Genomic DNA, 12,776 nt, shown 5'->3' with positions numbered 1-12,776 from the left:
GAATTGCTCAAGGGTGGGGTCGATCCGATCGGTGCCGGGCATAGGTTGGGGAGCCGATGCGCACTGGAGAAACGCAGATCGTGACACTGCGGCTGTTGAAGGGTTTCGCGCTGCTCGTGGACGACGACCGGGTGGCGCTGTCGTCGAGCGCGCAGCGATTGCTCGCCTTCCTGGCGCTGCAGGACCGGCCGCGGACTCGAACGTACGTGGCGAGAACGCTGTGGCCCGAGGCGCCGACGCCCCGCGCGAACGCGAACCTGCGCTCGTCGCTGTGGCGCGCGTCGCGCACCGGGTACCGGGTGATCGAGGCGTCGGTGCAGGAGATGGCGCTGGCGGGCAACATCACCGTCGACATCCACGACGCGGTCGCGAGTGCGCACCGCCTGCTCGACCGGACCTGCGGGTGCGACGACATCCTGGACCGGCGCACCCGCGACGACCTTTCCGCCGACCTGCTGCCCGAGTGGTCGGACAACGAGTGGGTGCTGCTGGAGCAGGAGCAGTACCACCAGCTGCGACTGTATGCGTTGGAGGCCATGGCGAAACGCCTCACGACGGCCGGCCGCCACGGCGAGGCGGTGGCGGCGGGTCTGGCCGCGGTCCGCGCCGAGCCGCTGCGGGAGAGCGCGCACCGCGTCCTGATCGACGCGCACCTAGCCGCCGGCAACCGGGCATCGGCCCAGCACCAGTACGACCAGTGCCGCCGCACCTTGCGCGAAGAACTGGGCCTCGAGCCGTCGGACGCCCTCCGCGGCCTCCTGCCGCACTAGTCGCGCTATTTCCGGAATTGCGGACGGTGATCACCACCGGAATGGCAAATGGCCGGAAGGTCGCGGATTTCCCGCACGCATCCGGCGGCCGCGACGAATCCGGCGCGAAACGAGCGACCGCCGACGAGATCCGCACGGCTTCGGCCGGGTGGGAGCGCGCGAGCCCCGGCCGGCGGCCGATTGCACGTTCACGAAACGAGCGGCCGCCGACAAGATCCGCACACCTCACCCGGCCGCGTGGTCGCGCGCGAGCCTCGGCCGACGCCCCGATTGCACGCTCACGTAACGAACGACTCGTTCACCCGCGGCGGTCCGCCGGTGCGCACCTCGGCTTCGCCGGGATCCGCGTGGCCCGCACGACCTGAACAACTGCCGGACCCGACCGGGACGAGCGGGGATGCCTTCCGGACATTGCCGGAGCCCTGTCGTGAGGCTGGGTGAACGAGTCGACCATGGCACCGCGGCGCCTTGCGGGACCCGGCCGGATCCGCATGCTTCAGCTGGCCGGGCGGTAGCGCGAGCCCCGGCTGGCGGCCGATTGCACGCTCACGTGGCGAGCGGCCCGCCGCCGGTGCGCACCCGGCTTCACCGGGATCCGCACGGCTCGGCCCGGACGGGTGGTCGCGCACGAGCCCCTGCGTGGCTCAGCCCGCCGGGAGGATCCTCCCCCGGACCTCGCCGAAGCCGATCCGCGAGCCGTCCGCGCCCGGGGCTGTGCCGGTGATCACCACTTCGTCGCCGTCGAGGAGGAAGCTGCGCTCCTCGCCCTTGACCGTCAGCGGCTCCTGGCCGCCCCAGCTCAGCTCGAGGAACGCGCCGCGCTGGTGCTTCTCCGGACCTGAGATCGTCCCCGAGCCGTACAGGTCTCCCGTGCGCGATGACGCGCCGTTGATCGTCAAATGGGCCAGCATCTGGGCCGGCGACCAGTACATCTCGCGGTACGGCGGGCGGCTGACCTCCTCGCCGTTCCACTCCACGACCAGCTCGACGTCCAGCCCCCACGGCCGGCTCTCCCGCAGGTACGGCAGCGGCTCCGGGTCCTGCCCCGGCAGCGGGATCCGCGCCGCCTCCAGCGCGAGGATCGGGACGACCCACGCCGAGACCGACGTCGCGAAGCTCTTGCCCAGGTTCGGGCCCAGCGGTACGTACTCCCACGCCTGGATGTCGCGCGCGGACCAGTCGTTGAGCAGCACCGCGCCGAACACGTGCCGCGCGAAGTCGTCCGGGGCGATCGGGGTGTTCAGCGGTGTGCCCGTGCCGATGACGAACCCCAGCTCCGCCTCGATGTCCAGGCGGGTGCTCGGGCCGAACACCGGCGCCGGGTCGCCCTTGCGCTGGCCGCTCGGGCGGACGATGTCCGTGCCCGACACCAGGATCGTCCCCGCGCGGCCGTGGTAGCCGACCGGCAGGTGCTTCCAGTTGGGCAGCAGCGGTTCCGCGTCCGGCCGGAACAGCCGCCCGACGTTGGACGCGTGGTGCTCGGACGCGTAGAAGTCGACGTAGTCGGCGACCTCGAACGGCAGGTGCAGCGTGACGCCGTCGACCGCGTGCACGGCGTCGTCCGGGACCTCCCCCGCGACGAGCGAAGTGATCCGCGCGCGGACCTCGACCCAGCGGTCGTACCCCTGCGCCATGAACGGGTTCAGCGTCGGCGCGGCGAAGACGTCGTCGCCGAGCGCGCGAGCGAGGTCGAGCACGGAGTCGCCGACGCGGACGCCGACGCGCGAGGCGTCGCCGCCGGCGGAGAACACGCCGTAGGGCAGGTTGGCGGTCCCGAACGGGGAGCCTTCGGGGATGTCGATCGTGGTCATGCCTCTCCTCGGGGCAGCAGGCCGAGGGCGGCCAGCTCGGTCAGCGGGTCGGTGATGCTGCAGGTGCCGAACGACGTGAACCGCGCGCGGACGTCCGGCGCGAGCTCCCGCACGTGCGCCGCGACGACCGTGCCGTCGCGCTCGGCGAGCCGGGCTTCACCGCGGTCCGGGTCGGCGGCCGCGAGCAGCAGGTTGAGGAAGCCGTGCTGCTCGAACCCCGTCTCCGGGTCGGTGTTGCGCACCGCGTGGTGCAGCCCGGCGGTGGCCTTGAACGGGACCCCGGCCTCGACGGCGGCCCGGATCGACGCGGCCAGCTCGGCCTCGCCGGGGTACAGGTCCGCGCGGACGCCGCCGGTGCGGAACTTCGCGCGGTGGCCCGTTCCCGCCAGCGCCCGCAGCAGCGGCCCGCGGCGGTCGTCGCGCGGGATCTCGACGTACACCGGCGCGGTGGCGGCGGCGAGCGCGTCGAGCAGCTCGGCCGGCCCCAGGCCGTCCGGCACGGCGATCTCCAGGGCCCGCAGGTCCACCGGCAGCGTCTTGACGGCGTCGAGCACGGCCGGCAGCCGATCGGGGCCGCCGGGCAGCGTCACCGCGACCGGCAACGGCGTCTCGCGCGGCCCGAGCAGGTCGCCCAGCGCGTCGAGGGCCGGGGCGGCGAGCACCAGCGGGCCGACGAGGTCGGCGTACCAGGCCTGCTCGTACGCGTCGTGCGCGGCGATCGCGTCCGGCAGGGGCGCCAGGCCGGGCGGGAACACCGCGGCGTCGTCGCAGAGCCCCGCGAAGAGCGCGGGGATCACGCGACCGGCCCGCGTCCGGCCCAGGTCCACGCGTAGCCGGGGTCTTCGCTCGCCAGGCCACCCTCGCCGAGTTCGAGCGGGCGGAAGGTGTCGACCATGACGGCCAGCTCGTCGAAGAACTCCGCGCCGAGCGACCGCTCGACCGCGCCGGGCTGCGGGCCGTGGCTGTGCCCGCCCGGGTGCAGGCTGATCGAGCCCTGCGTGATGCCGGATCCCTTGCGGGCCTCGTAGTTCCCGCCGCAGTAGAACATCACCTCGTCGGAGTCCACATTGGAGTGGTAGTACGGCACCGGCACGGCCAGCGGGTGGTAGTCGACCTTGCGCGGCACGAAGTTGCAGATGACGAAGTTGTTCCCCTCGAACACCTGGTGCACGGGCGGCGGCTGGTGCACGCGGCCGGTGATGGGCTCGAAGTCGGCGATGTTGAACGTGTACGGGTAGAGGAACCCGTCCCAGCCGACGACGTCGAAGGGGTGCGTCGGGTAGACGTAGCGCGTGCCGGTGATGCCGCGCGAGCCGCGGTGCTTGACCAGCACCTCGACGTCCTCGCCCTCGGCCAGGAACGGCTCTTCGGGCCCGTGCAGGTCGCGCTCGCAGTAGGGCGCGTGCTCCAGCAGCTGGCCGAAGCGGGACAGGTACCGCTTCGGCGGCGTGATGTGCGAGTTCGCTTCGATGACGTACGCGCGCAGCGGCTCGCCACCGGCCGGCACCCAGCGGTGCGTGGTGGCGCGCGGCAGGATCACGTAGTCGCCCGGACGCGCCTCGAGCACGCCGAACACCGTCTCGACCCGCGCCTCACCGGACTCGACGTACACGCACTCGTCGCCGACGGCGTTGCGGTAGAGCGGCGACGCCTCCCCCGCGGCGACGTACGAGATCCGGACGTCGCCGTTGCCGAGGACCAGGCGCCGGCCGGTGACGACGTCGGCGCTCTTCCAGTCCTGGCCCGTGAACAGCTCGTGCAGCTTCAGGTGACGCGGCACCAGCGGGCGGTTCTCGGTGAGCGTCTGGTCCGGCAGCTCCCACGGCGTCGCACCGACGATCGCCGACGGCACCCCGCGGTGGTAGAGCAGCGACGAGTCCGACGAGAAGCCTTCCTCGCCCATCAGCTCCTCCGAGTACAGCCCGCCCTCGGGGGTGCGGTGCTGGGTGTGCCGCTTCGGCGGGATGGTCCCCGCTCGGCGGTAGTACGCCATGGTTCGCCTCCTGACAGATCCGGCCAATGTAGTTCACGCTTTTACTATCTTCAGTCCAGACTAGCCCCCGGCTCGCGCCGCGGGAAGGGTCCGCGCCCCGGCGAAGCCGCGGTGTCACGCGCGGCACCCTCGGCCCCGCAGACGCTCGCCCACGCCCGCCGGCCGGCCCGCTGCCGCAGACGTCTTGAATGAGTCATTCAAGACACCGGCCCGGTTCGGCCGCACCACCGGCGACTTCCCGCCTTGGCTCGGCGCGAGCGTCGCGAATGACTCATTCGCGACGCCGGACGTCGCCGAGTGAGTCGTTCAAGACACCGGCCCGGGTGGGGGCTAGCGGCGGCTGCGGGTGTCGGCCGCCGTGCGGCCGGTGATCAGCTTGCCCAGCAGCATCACCAGGATCCGTTGCTCTTCCTCGGTGAGGGCGTCGGTCCAGCCGAACTCGCGCTCGTTGTGCTCGCGGAACACCGAAACCATCTCGGCGCGGCCGGCCTCGGTCAGCGACAGCTGGACCGACCGGCCGTCTCGCTCGTCCGGGACGCGATCGAGCAGGCCGTCCGCGACCAGCGGTTTCATCAGGTTCGACACCGCCGCCCGGCTCATCCCGGTGAGCCGGGCGGCACTCTTCGGTTCCAACGGACCCGCCAGCCAGACCACGAACAGCAGCCGGAACGCCGACCACGACCGGCCGCGCGGCCGGTGCACCGCGGCCTCCAGGTCGTAGGTGACCAGGTCCGACGCCCGGTTGAGGGTCAGCAGCACCTCGGTGGCCAGCTGGTGGCGGAAGCCGTACTCCGTCGCGAGCCGGCGGTTGGCCAGCTCGACGAACGACCAGAAGTCCAGCTCCTCTTCCATCGGAGCACCCTAACAAACAGTCAACATCACAACTGGTTTCGTTCGCGCGGCACCTTCAGGAACGCGAGCATGATCGCCGAGAGCAGCAGGCAGCCGATCGGGAAGTACAACCCGACCGTGACGTCGGTGTCGGTGGCCGCCAGCCCGATCGCGTACGGCCCGAAGAACCCGCCCAGCGCCGCGATCGAGTTGATGGCGGCCAGTCCGACGGCCGTGTGCTCCTTCGACAGCACCTTCGACGCCATCGCCCAGTACGGCGCCAGGTAGCCGAGCACGCCGATCGCCGCCAGCGAGAGGCTGACCAGCGACAGCACCGGCACGGACTTGAACTGGATGGCGCCGAAGAAGCCCAGCGCCGCGACCAGCACCAGGGCGATCACGTGCCCCTTGCGCTCCCCGGTCCGGTCGGAGTTGCGCGCGAGCAGCAGCATGCCGACCGCGCCCACGACGTACGGGATCGCGCCGAGCAGCCCGATGTTGGTCGAGGAGTACTTCGGGTCGAGCTGCTTGACGATCAGCGGCAGGAAGAACGTCAGCCCGTAGAGGCCGCAGGCGATGAACAGGTTCGAGAACGCCAGGTGCAGCACCTTGCCGTTGCGCACCGCCCGCAGCTGGCCGAGGAAGGTCTCCTTCTCCTCCGGCACGTACTCCTTGTCGATCTCGGTCTGCAGCCACTCGCGTTCGCCCGCGGTGAGGAACTTCGCGTCCGCGGGCTTGTCGGGCAGCCACAGGAACGTGACGACGCCGATCAGCACGGCCGGCGCGCCCTGCAGCACGAACACCCACTGCCAGCTGCTCATCCCGAGCCAGTGCGCGTGGTCGAGGATCCAGCCGCCGGTGAGGCTGCCGAGGATCAGCGCGATCGGCTGGGCCAGGGCGAGCGTCGCGATCGCGCGGCCGCGTTCCTTCCCGCGGAACCACAGCGTCAGGTACAGCAGCAGGCCCGGGAAGAGCCCGGCTTCGGCGATGCCGAGCACGATCCGCGCGATGATCAGGTGCGTGGTGCTCGCCACGAACCCGGTCACCACCGTGACGATGCCCCAGCTGACCGCGATCCGGCTCAGCCACAGCCGGGCGCCGACCTTCTTCATGATCATGTTGCTGGGGACCTCGAACACGACGTAGGCGAGGAAGAAGATCGCCGACGCGGCCCCGAACGTCGCGGCGTCGATCGCCAGCTCTTTGCCCATCCCGAGCTGGGCGTAGCCGATGTTCGCGCGGTCCATGTAGTTGAAGATGTAGAGCAGGCCGACGATCGGCATGATCCGCACGGCGACCTTGCGGACGGTGCGTTTCCCGACCGCGCTCGGCGCGGATCCGGTGTGGACGGTCATGGGGTGCTCCTCGACGGTGGGTGAGTGGCGGTGCGGCCGGCGACCCGGCCCATGGTGATGGCGTTGGCGACGGCGTTCCCGCCGCCGACGTACCGCGGCCCGAGCACACCGGCTCCGGCCTCCCCCGCGGCGAACAGGCCGGGCACGCGCTCCCCGCGCGCGTCGAGGACGGCGGCGGTGCCGTCGATCTCGAGTCCGGCGTGGGTGCAGACGAGCTCGGCGGGCAGCGTGCGCGCCGCGTGGAACGGCGGCTTCCCGATCGGCTCGGGCGGCTCGGTGCGGCCCTTGGCGGCCAGGGTTTCGTGCCGCAGGAAGTCCGGGTCCTCGCCGTGCGGCAGGGTGGCGTTCCAGCGGTCGATGCTCGCCCGCAGCGCGCCGGCGGGCACGCCGAGCTTCCCGGCCAGCTCCTCGACGCTGTCGGCGCGCACGGTGCGGCCGGCCTCGGCTTCGGCCAGGACGTGGTCGGCGTCCCAGTGCACGTAGCCGGCGGGCAGGGTCTCGCGGGCCCGCTCGTCGAAAACCGTCCACACGGGACCGTTCTGGAGGTCGATGATCCCGCCGGACACGGCGTAGGAGGCGTCCTCGTCCATGAACCGGCGGCCGTGGACGTTGACCATGATCCGCGACACCGGCGGGAAGCCGGACTGCCAGTGGTGCAGCCGCTGGAAGTACGCGGTGGGCAGCAGCAGGCCCCAGCCGTCGCCGGCGATCGCGGCGTCGACCTGCGCGCCGAAGCCGAGGTGGTCGCCCCGGGAACCGGGCGCCGCGACGACGAACAGGTCCTCGCCCGCGGCGTCGGCGGCCGGGTAGTGGCGGCTGACCAGCGCCGGGTCCTGGGCGAACCCGCCGGTCGTGACGACCACGGCCGCGGCGGGAACCTCGATGCCGTCGGCGACCACGCCGGTGACGCGCCCGCCGTCGACGAGCAGCCGCTCGACCCGCGTGTTCAGCACGGCTTCGACGCCGGCCCGGCGTCGGGCGCGATCGAGGACCTGGACGAGGCCGTAGCCCTGGTCCTTCGGGACGTGCGCGCGCCAGACGTCCTCGACGCCGGCCCGGGTGAGGCCCGGCGAGTGCGCGTTGTGCGACACCTTCGCCGGGATCTCGGCGCCCAGCCCGATCAGCCACTCGAGCGCCGGCCCGGCCTCTTCGCAGAACGCGCGGACCAGCCCGGGCTTGAGCTGCCACTGGTTGAGGTCCATGTAGTGCTGGAAGAACCTCTCCGGCGAGTCCTCGATGCCCAGTCCCTTTTGGACACTGGTGCCGGCGGCGGTGAACATCCCCGCCGACAGCTGCGTCGAGCCGCCGAGTTCCTTCTCGGCTTCGAACAGCAGGACGGAAGCGCCGCGCTCGGCGGCGGACACGGCGGCCGCGAGCCCCGCTCCCCCGCCGCCCACGACGACCACGTCGTACTCCTCGGTGCTCATCCGAGGTCACCTCCCGACTCCGCGACGATGCGGTGGTAGAGCCCGTTGGAGACGAGGCCGCCGTCGACGGTGACCTCGCTGCCGGTCATGTACGTGGACCGGTTCGACAACAGGAACAGCACGGCGTCCGTGATCTCCTCCGGCCGCGCCATCCGGCCGGCGGGCACACTGTCCACAGCGGACTTGACGAAGGCGTCGGCGCCGCTCAGCAACGCCGTGCCGACGAGCCCGGGGTGCACGGAGTTGACCCGGATGCCCCAGCGCGCGAAGTTCCCGGCGGCCGACTTCGACAGCCCGGTCAGGCCCCACTTGCTCGCGGAGTACGCGGGCGAGAAGTAGCCGATCTGGCCGGAGATCGACGAGATGTTGACGATCGAGCCGCCGCCGGAGTCGCGCATCAGCGGGGCGGCCGCGCGCATCCCGTGGAACGGCCCGCTCAGGTTGACCGCGACGACCTGGTCCCAGACTTCGGCGGTGGTGTCCAGGAACTCCAGGTGCCGCGAGATGCCGGCGTTGTTGACCAGGCCACCGAGCCTCCCTTGCCGCACCCGGATTTCACCGATGACGGCGTCCCACTGAGCGGCGTCGGTGACGTCGAGGTGGTGGGCCGTCGCCGAACCGCCGGCGGCGACGATCTTCTCGGTGGTTTCGGAAGGATCGGCGACGTCGGCGACGCAGACGTGCACGCCGAGGGCACCGAGCGCGCGGGCGTGGGACGCGCCCATGCCGCCGGCCGCGCCGGTGACCAGGACGACGGCCGGGTACTCAGACATGCCGGGACCCGCCGTCGACGGCGATGCTGTGCCCGGTCACGTACCGGGCGCTGTCCGAGAGCAGGAACAGCAGCACGCCGGCGACCTCCTCGGGCGAGCCGATCCGGTGCAGCGGGACGGCGTCGAGGGCCTTGGCCAGCGCCGGGGCGTCGTCCTGGATCCAGCGCGTCATCTCGGTGTCGATGTAGCCGGGCGCGATGGCGTTGACGCGCAGGCCCTGGTCGCCGAGCTCGACGGCGAGCGACTCGGTGAGGTGCGCGACGGCGGCCTTGGAGCTGCAGTAGGCGCCGCGGCCCTTGCGCACGCGCACGGCCGACACCGAGGACATGTTGACGATCGCGCCGCCGGGCTTCATGTGCTTCGCCGCGGCCTGGGCGCCGAACAGCACGCCCTCGACGTTCACCGACAGCGTCGCGCGGATCTGCTCCGGCGTGATCTCGGCGACCTCCGCGAAGGGGAAGATGCCGGCGTTGTTGACCCAGAAGTCGATCCGGCCGAACTCGTCGACCGCCCGCTGCGCGAGGGCGAGGTGATCTTCGGCCTTGGTGACGTCGAGGGTCGCGGGCACGATCCGGCCGGGCTTGGCTTCCAGCGAGTTCTCGGCGAGCGAGGCGGTCAGCTCGGCGGCGGTGGCGACCATGGCGTCGCCGTCGAGGTCGCCACCGACGACGTCGACCCCGCGCGTGGCGAGGGCGGCGGTGAAGCGGGCACCCATCCCGCGGGCGGCGCCGGTGACCACGGCGACCTTGCCGGGGAACTCGGGGTACAGGGTGGTGACCGGCTGGTGCAGGACCCGCCCGGGACCGGTGGGCTCGTGGGTCGTCATGGTGTTCTTCTCTCTTTCGTGGATCAGGAATCGCGGTGGACGACGCGCCGCCGGACGCGCCAGCCGTCGCCGGTGCGGGCCAGTTCGTCTTCGAGAACGGTCAGCCGCACGAGGTGCGTACTGGCGACGATCTGCAGGTAGGCATCGGCGCGCAGGGTGTCCGGGGTGTCGCCGGGGCGGACGTGGACGGTGCTGATCACGTGCCTGAGCTTCTCTCCGGTCGCGGCGAAGCGCTCGGCGAAGGCGGTCAGTTCGGCGGTACCGGCGGCGGGCTCGGGATAGGTCGGCGAGTGGAACTCACCGTCCGGGGTGAAGGTGGCGGCCCAGTCGGCGGCGCGGCCGGAGTCGATGGCATGACTCTGGCGGCCGTAGAGCTGCTGCACGGCCACGACGTCTTCGGTCGCCACCCGCATCGGAACCTCCGTTGTCCCCGTTGACTGAACGTGCTATATTCGCACGCAGTGTGCGAATATGTGTAGGACAGTAGGTCGCCACTTTCGTGTCGTCAAGGGAGCCGTGAAGTGGAATCGACGCTGCCCGCGTCCGGGACATCGAAGACGTTGCACCACGGGCTGCAGGTGCTGGAGCTGCTGGTCCAGCACCCGGCGGGCCTGACCCTGACCGAGATCGCGGACGGCATCGGAGTCCACCGCACGGTCGCGCACCGCCTGGTCCGGACCCTGGAGGCGCACTATTTGTGCCGCCGCGACCGTTTCAAGCGCATCTCGCTGGGAACGGGCCTGGTCCGCCTGGCAGAGCCGGTGGAGCAGGACCTGCGCACCCTGGCCCGCCCGGTACTGGAGGAGCTGACGGACTCGGCCCAGGCATCAGCACACTTGGTGGTGCGCGAGAACGCAGAGCAGGTCCGCATGCTGATGATCGTGGAGCCGAGAAGGGCGGCGATGCACGTGGCATTCAGATCAGGCCAGCTGGACCCGATCAGCCGAGGTTCGGCAGGCTTGGCAATCTTGGCGGCCGGCCCCTACATCCCAGGCGAGCGCAAAGAGGTGACCTCGGCGCGCGAGCGAGGTTTCGCGGTATCGAAGGGCGAGATAGCACCGGGCATTACAGGAATTTCGGCAATGGTCCCAGCAGGCCGCGACCGCCCGGAGACAAGCATAGGCCTGTCGTTGTTCGAGGCCCCAGACCCAGACGAGCTAGGACGCCTGGTAACAGCAGCAGCCCAGCGCCTGGCCGCGTTACTGGGCTGAGCGCCCACCTACGGAACCCAGGCCCCCCCGCAACCCCGATCCGAAGCCAGAACACGGCCGGCGGCGCCGGGTCAAGGCATCTTTCCCGCCTTGACGCGGTGCCGCCGGCCGTAGTCACAATCGGGCGTCGGGGTTAAGGAGAGAGAAACCCTCACCCCCGACCAAGCTTCTCCGACAACACATGAGCCTCCCGCAACAACAAAGCCCCCAACTGCGGAATCCGCTCACCCCCAAACCGATGAGCAACCCCGGTCAAAGTAAGCGCCCACCGCGGCGCCCCACCCTGATCGAAAACGGCAGCAGCCAACCCCCAACTCCCCTCCACAACAAGACCGGGATTCACCGCATAGCCATTCATCCGAGTCGCCGCAATATGCCGCCGAACCTCGGCGACGTCATGTTGCGGCCCGAAGCTCGAAAGATCCACCCGCCCGAGATACTCCTCGACCTCCCGGTCCGGCAAATGAGCAAGCACCACCATCCCGGCCGACACAACACCCAGCGGAAACCGAGCCCCCTCGAAGAGAACATGGCTCCGAAGAGGAAACGCCCCATCCTCCCGGATCAGGCAGATCGTCTCCTCCCCCCGCCGAGCCGAGAAGAACGCACTCTCCCCGGTAGCCAGCGCCAACCGCCGAACCACCGGCAACGCCGCCTCCGTGACGTCGTACCGCCGAGCCGCCGCCACACCGAGGAAGTACAGCTCCGGCCCCAGAACCCACCGGTCGCTCTCCCGCTCCACCAACCCGACACCCTGCAGCGACATCAGCAACCGGTGCACGGTCGGCCGGGGCAGCCCGGCCTCCCGGGCCACGGCCGTCGTCGTCGCACCACCCGGCTCATGAACCGCGACCGCCCGCAACGCGCGGTGGGTCCGTCCGACGAGGTCTGCAGGAGCGTCCACTCAGTGAACACTACCCCACCCAAACCGACCGCGAGACGAACAATCCGCTGGTGGAACGCGTTCACTGGTTGACCACCCCGGAGCCGTCCAGTCTGATGTCGGCCATGGACAAGGTGATCGTGTCGGCCACGGAGGCCGTCGCCGACATCCCCGACGGCGCCACCCTCGCGGTGGGCGGCTTCGGGATGTGCGGCGTGCCCGCCGTTCTCGTCCAAGCGCTGTTCGAAGCCGGGACGACGAACCTCGAAGTGGTCTCGAACAACGCCGGCGTCGACGGCTGGGGCCTGGGGATCCTGCTCGGTGCCGGCCGCCTGCGCCGGGTCGTCGCCTCCTACGTCGGGGAGAACAAGGAGTTCGCGCGCCAGTACCTCGGCGGCGAGCTGGAGGTCGAGCTGACCCCGCAGGGCACGCTCGCCGAGCGGCTGCGCGCCGGCGGCTCCGGCATCCCCGCGTTCTTCACCGCCACCGGGGCCGGCACCCAGGTCGCCGACGGCGGCCTGCCGTGGAAGTACGACGCCGCGGGCGCCGTCGAGAAGGCGAGCCCGCCGAAGCAGAAGCAGAGCTTCGACGGCAAGGAGTACGTCCTCGAGCGCGCGATCGTCGCCGACTACGGGCTGGTCCGCGCCTGGCGCGGCGACCGGCACGGCAACCTCGTCTTCAAGGACGCGGCCCGCAACTTCAACCCGCTGGCCGCGATGTCCGGCCGCGTCACGATCGCCGAGGTCGAGCAGCTGGTCGAGCCCGGCGAGCTCGACCCGAACGACGTCCACCTGCCCGGCGCGTACGTCCACCGCGTCGTGGCGCTGACGCCGGAGCAGGCCGCGGACAAGCCGATCGAGAAGCGCACCGTGCGCACCGGAACGGAGGCCGGCTGA

At 71.1% G+C, this 12,776-nt stretch carries 13 protein-coding genes; 3 read left to right on the top strand and 10 right to left on the bottom strand.

Annotated features, from left to right (window positions below):
* The first annotated feature begins 56 nt into the window (after positions 1-56).
* Positions 57-770 (top strand): AfsR/SARP family transcriptional regulator, encoded by a 714-nt coding sequence (locus tag QSK39_RS29960; RefSeq protein ID WP_285481187.1) that lies wholly within the window; start codon positions 57-59, stop codon positions 768-770.
* 644 nt (positions 771-1,414) lie between these two features.
* On the opposite strand, the gene fahA is transcribed toward QSK39_RS29960, so the two are convergent.
* The 9 genes from fahA to QSK39_RS29915 all read right to left on the bottom strand — a co-directional run bounded on the left by fahA (position 1,415) and on the right by QSK39_RS29915 (position 10,199).
* Positions 1,415-2,581, bottom strand: coding sequence for a fumarylacetoacetase (fahA, locus tag QSK39_RS29955; RefSeq protein ID WP_285481186.1), 1,167 nt, complete (start codon positions 2,579-2,581; stop codon positions 1,415-1,417).
* On the bottom strand, positions 2,578-3,408 hold the full coding sequence (locus QSK39_RS29950) for a hypothetical protein (RefSeq protein ID WP_502873319.1): 831 nt from the start codon (positions 3,406-3,408) through the stop codon (positions 2,578-2,580). Before QSK39_RS29950 ends, fahA begins: the two co-directional genes overlap by 4 nt.
* The gene (locus QSK39_RS29945; protein ID WP_285481184.1) at positions 3,375-4,574 is read right to left on the bottom strand and encodes a homogentisate 1,2-dioxygenase; all 1,200 of its coding nucleotides are present in this window, start codon (positions 4,572-4,574) and stop codon (positions 3,375-3,377) included. Before QSK39_RS29945 ends, QSK39_RS29950 begins: the two co-directional genes overlap by 34 nt.
* A gap of 330 nt (positions 4,575-4,904) precedes the next feature.
* The gene (locus tag QSK39_RS29940; RefSeq protein ID WP_285481183.1) at positions 4,905-5,426 is read right to left on the bottom strand and encodes a MarR family winged helix-turn-helix transcriptional regulator; all 522 of its coding nucleotides are present in this window, start codon (positions 5,424-5,426) and stop codon (positions 4,905-4,907) included.
* Between the two features lie 26 nt (positions 5,427-5,452).
* Positions 5,453-6,760 carry an MFS transporter gene (locus tag QSK39_RS29935; RefSeq protein WP_285481182.1) on the bottom strand — a complete coding sequence of 436 codons (1,308 nt, stop codon included), beginning with the start codon at positions 6,758-6,760 and terminating at the stop codon, positions 5,453-5,455.
* Positions 6,757-8,187, bottom strand: coding sequence for an FAD-dependent oxidoreductase (locus QSK39_RS29930; RefSeq protein ID WP_285481181.1), 1,431 nt, complete (start codon positions 8,185-8,187; stop codon positions 6,757-6,759). Before QSK39_RS29930 ends, QSK39_RS29935 begins: the two co-directional genes overlap by 4 nt.
* Positions 8,184-8,960: an SDR family NAD(P)-dependent oxidoreductase gene (locus tag QSK39_RS29925; protein ID WP_285481180.1), complete on the bottom strand. Its 777-nt coding sequence runs from the start codon at positions 8,958-8,960 to the stop codon at positions 8,184-8,186. Before QSK39_RS29925 ends, QSK39_RS29930 begins: the two co-directional genes overlap by 4 nt.
* Complete coding sequence (locus QSK39_RS29920) at positions 8,953-9,786, bottom strand: SDR family NAD(P)-dependent oxidoreductase (RefSeq protein ID WP_285481179.1); 834 nt, start codon at positions 9,784-9,786, stop codon at positions 8,953-8,955. The genes QSK39_RS29925 and QSK39_RS29920 overlap by 8 nt, the downstream gene beginning before the upstream one ends.
* Positions 9,787-9,809: 23 nt before the next feature.
* Positions 9,810-10,199 carry a nuclear transport factor 2 family protein gene (locus QSK39_RS29915; RefSeq protein WP_285481178.1) on the bottom strand — a complete coding sequence of 130 codons (390 nt, stop codon included), beginning with the start codon at positions 10,197-10,199 and terminating at the stop codon, positions 9,810-9,812.
* 108 nt (positions 10,200-10,307) lie between these two features.
* On the opposite strand from QSK39_RS29915, the gene QSK39_RS29910 reads away from it, so the two are divergent.
* Positions 10,308-10,997 carry an IclR family transcriptional regulator gene (locus QSK39_RS29910; RefSeq protein WP_285481177.1) on the top strand — a complete coding sequence of 230 codons (690 nt, stop codon included), beginning with the start codon at positions 10,308-10,310 and terminating at the stop codon, positions 10,995-10,997.
* Between the two features lie 151 nt (positions 10,998-11,148).
* Here the strand turns inward: QSK39_RS29910 and QSK39_RS29905 are convergent, their stop codons facing one another.
* A complete protein-coding gene (locus tag QSK39_RS29905) occupies positions 11,149-11,901 on the bottom strand; it encodes an IclR family transcriptional regulator (protein ID WP_285481176.1) in 753 nt (250 codons plus the stop codon).
* A 104-nt stretch (positions 11,902-12,005) separates the two neighbouring features.
* Here QSK39_RS29905 and QSK39_RS29900 point away from each other — a divergent pair, with 104 nt between their 5' ends.
* The gene (locus tag QSK39_RS29900; RefSeq protein ID WP_285481175.1) at positions 12,006-12,776 is read left to right on the top strand and encodes a CoA transferase subunit A; all 771 of its coding nucleotides are present in this window, start codon (positions 12,006-12,008) and stop codon (positions 12,774-12,776) included.

It is taken from the genome of Amycolatopsis sp. NBRC 101858 (assembly GCF_030269325.1).
Lineage (GTDB): Bacteria > Actinomycetota > Actinomycetes > Mycobacteriales > Pseudonocardiaceae > Amycolatopsis > Amycolatopsis ponsaeliensis.
The sequence above is the reverse complement of the archived record's forward strand: the minus strand, read 5'-3'. Positions and strand labels throughout refer to the sequence as shown.

Coding starts and splice junctions, on each gene's coding strand:
- QSK39_RS29960 (WP_285481187.1), top strand. CDS start 57: ATGCGCACTGGAGAAACGCAGATCGTGACACTGCGGCTGTTGAAGGGT.
- fahA (WP_285481186.1), bottom strand. CDS start 2,581: ATGACCACGATCGACATCCCCGAAGGCTCCCCGTTCGGGACCGCCAAC.
- QSK39_RS29945 (WP_285481184.1), bottom strand. CDS start 4,574: ATGGCGTACTACCGCCGAGCGGGGACCATCCCGCCGAAGCGGCACACC.
- QSK39_RS29940 (WP_285481183.1), bottom strand. CDS start 5,426: ATGGAAGAGGAGCTGGACTTCTGGTCGTTCGTCGAGCTGGCCAACCGC.
- QSK39_RS29935 (WP_285481182.1), bottom strand. CDS start 6,760: ATGACCGTCCACACCGGATCCGCGCCGAGCGCGGTCGGGAAACGCACC.
- QSK39_RS29930 (WP_285481181.1), bottom strand. CDS start 8,187: ATGAGCACCGAGGAGTACGACGTGGTCGTCGTGGGCGGCGGGGGAGCG.
- QSK39_RS29925 (WP_285481180.1), bottom strand. CDS start 8,960: ATGTCTGAGTACCCGGCCGTCGTCCTGGTCACCGGCGCGGCCGGCGGC.
- QSK39_RS29920 (WP_285481179.1), bottom strand. CDS start 9,786: ATGACGACCCACGAGCCCACCGGTCCCGGGCGGGTCCTGCACCAGCCG.
- QSK39_RS29915 (WP_285481178.1), bottom strand. CDS start 10,199: ATGCGGGTGGCGACCGAAGACGTCGTGGCCGTGCAGCAGCTCTACGGC.
- QSK39_RS29900 (WP_285481175.1), top strand. CDS start 12,006: ATGGACAAGGTGATCGTGTCGGCCACGGAGGCCGTCGCCGACATCCCC.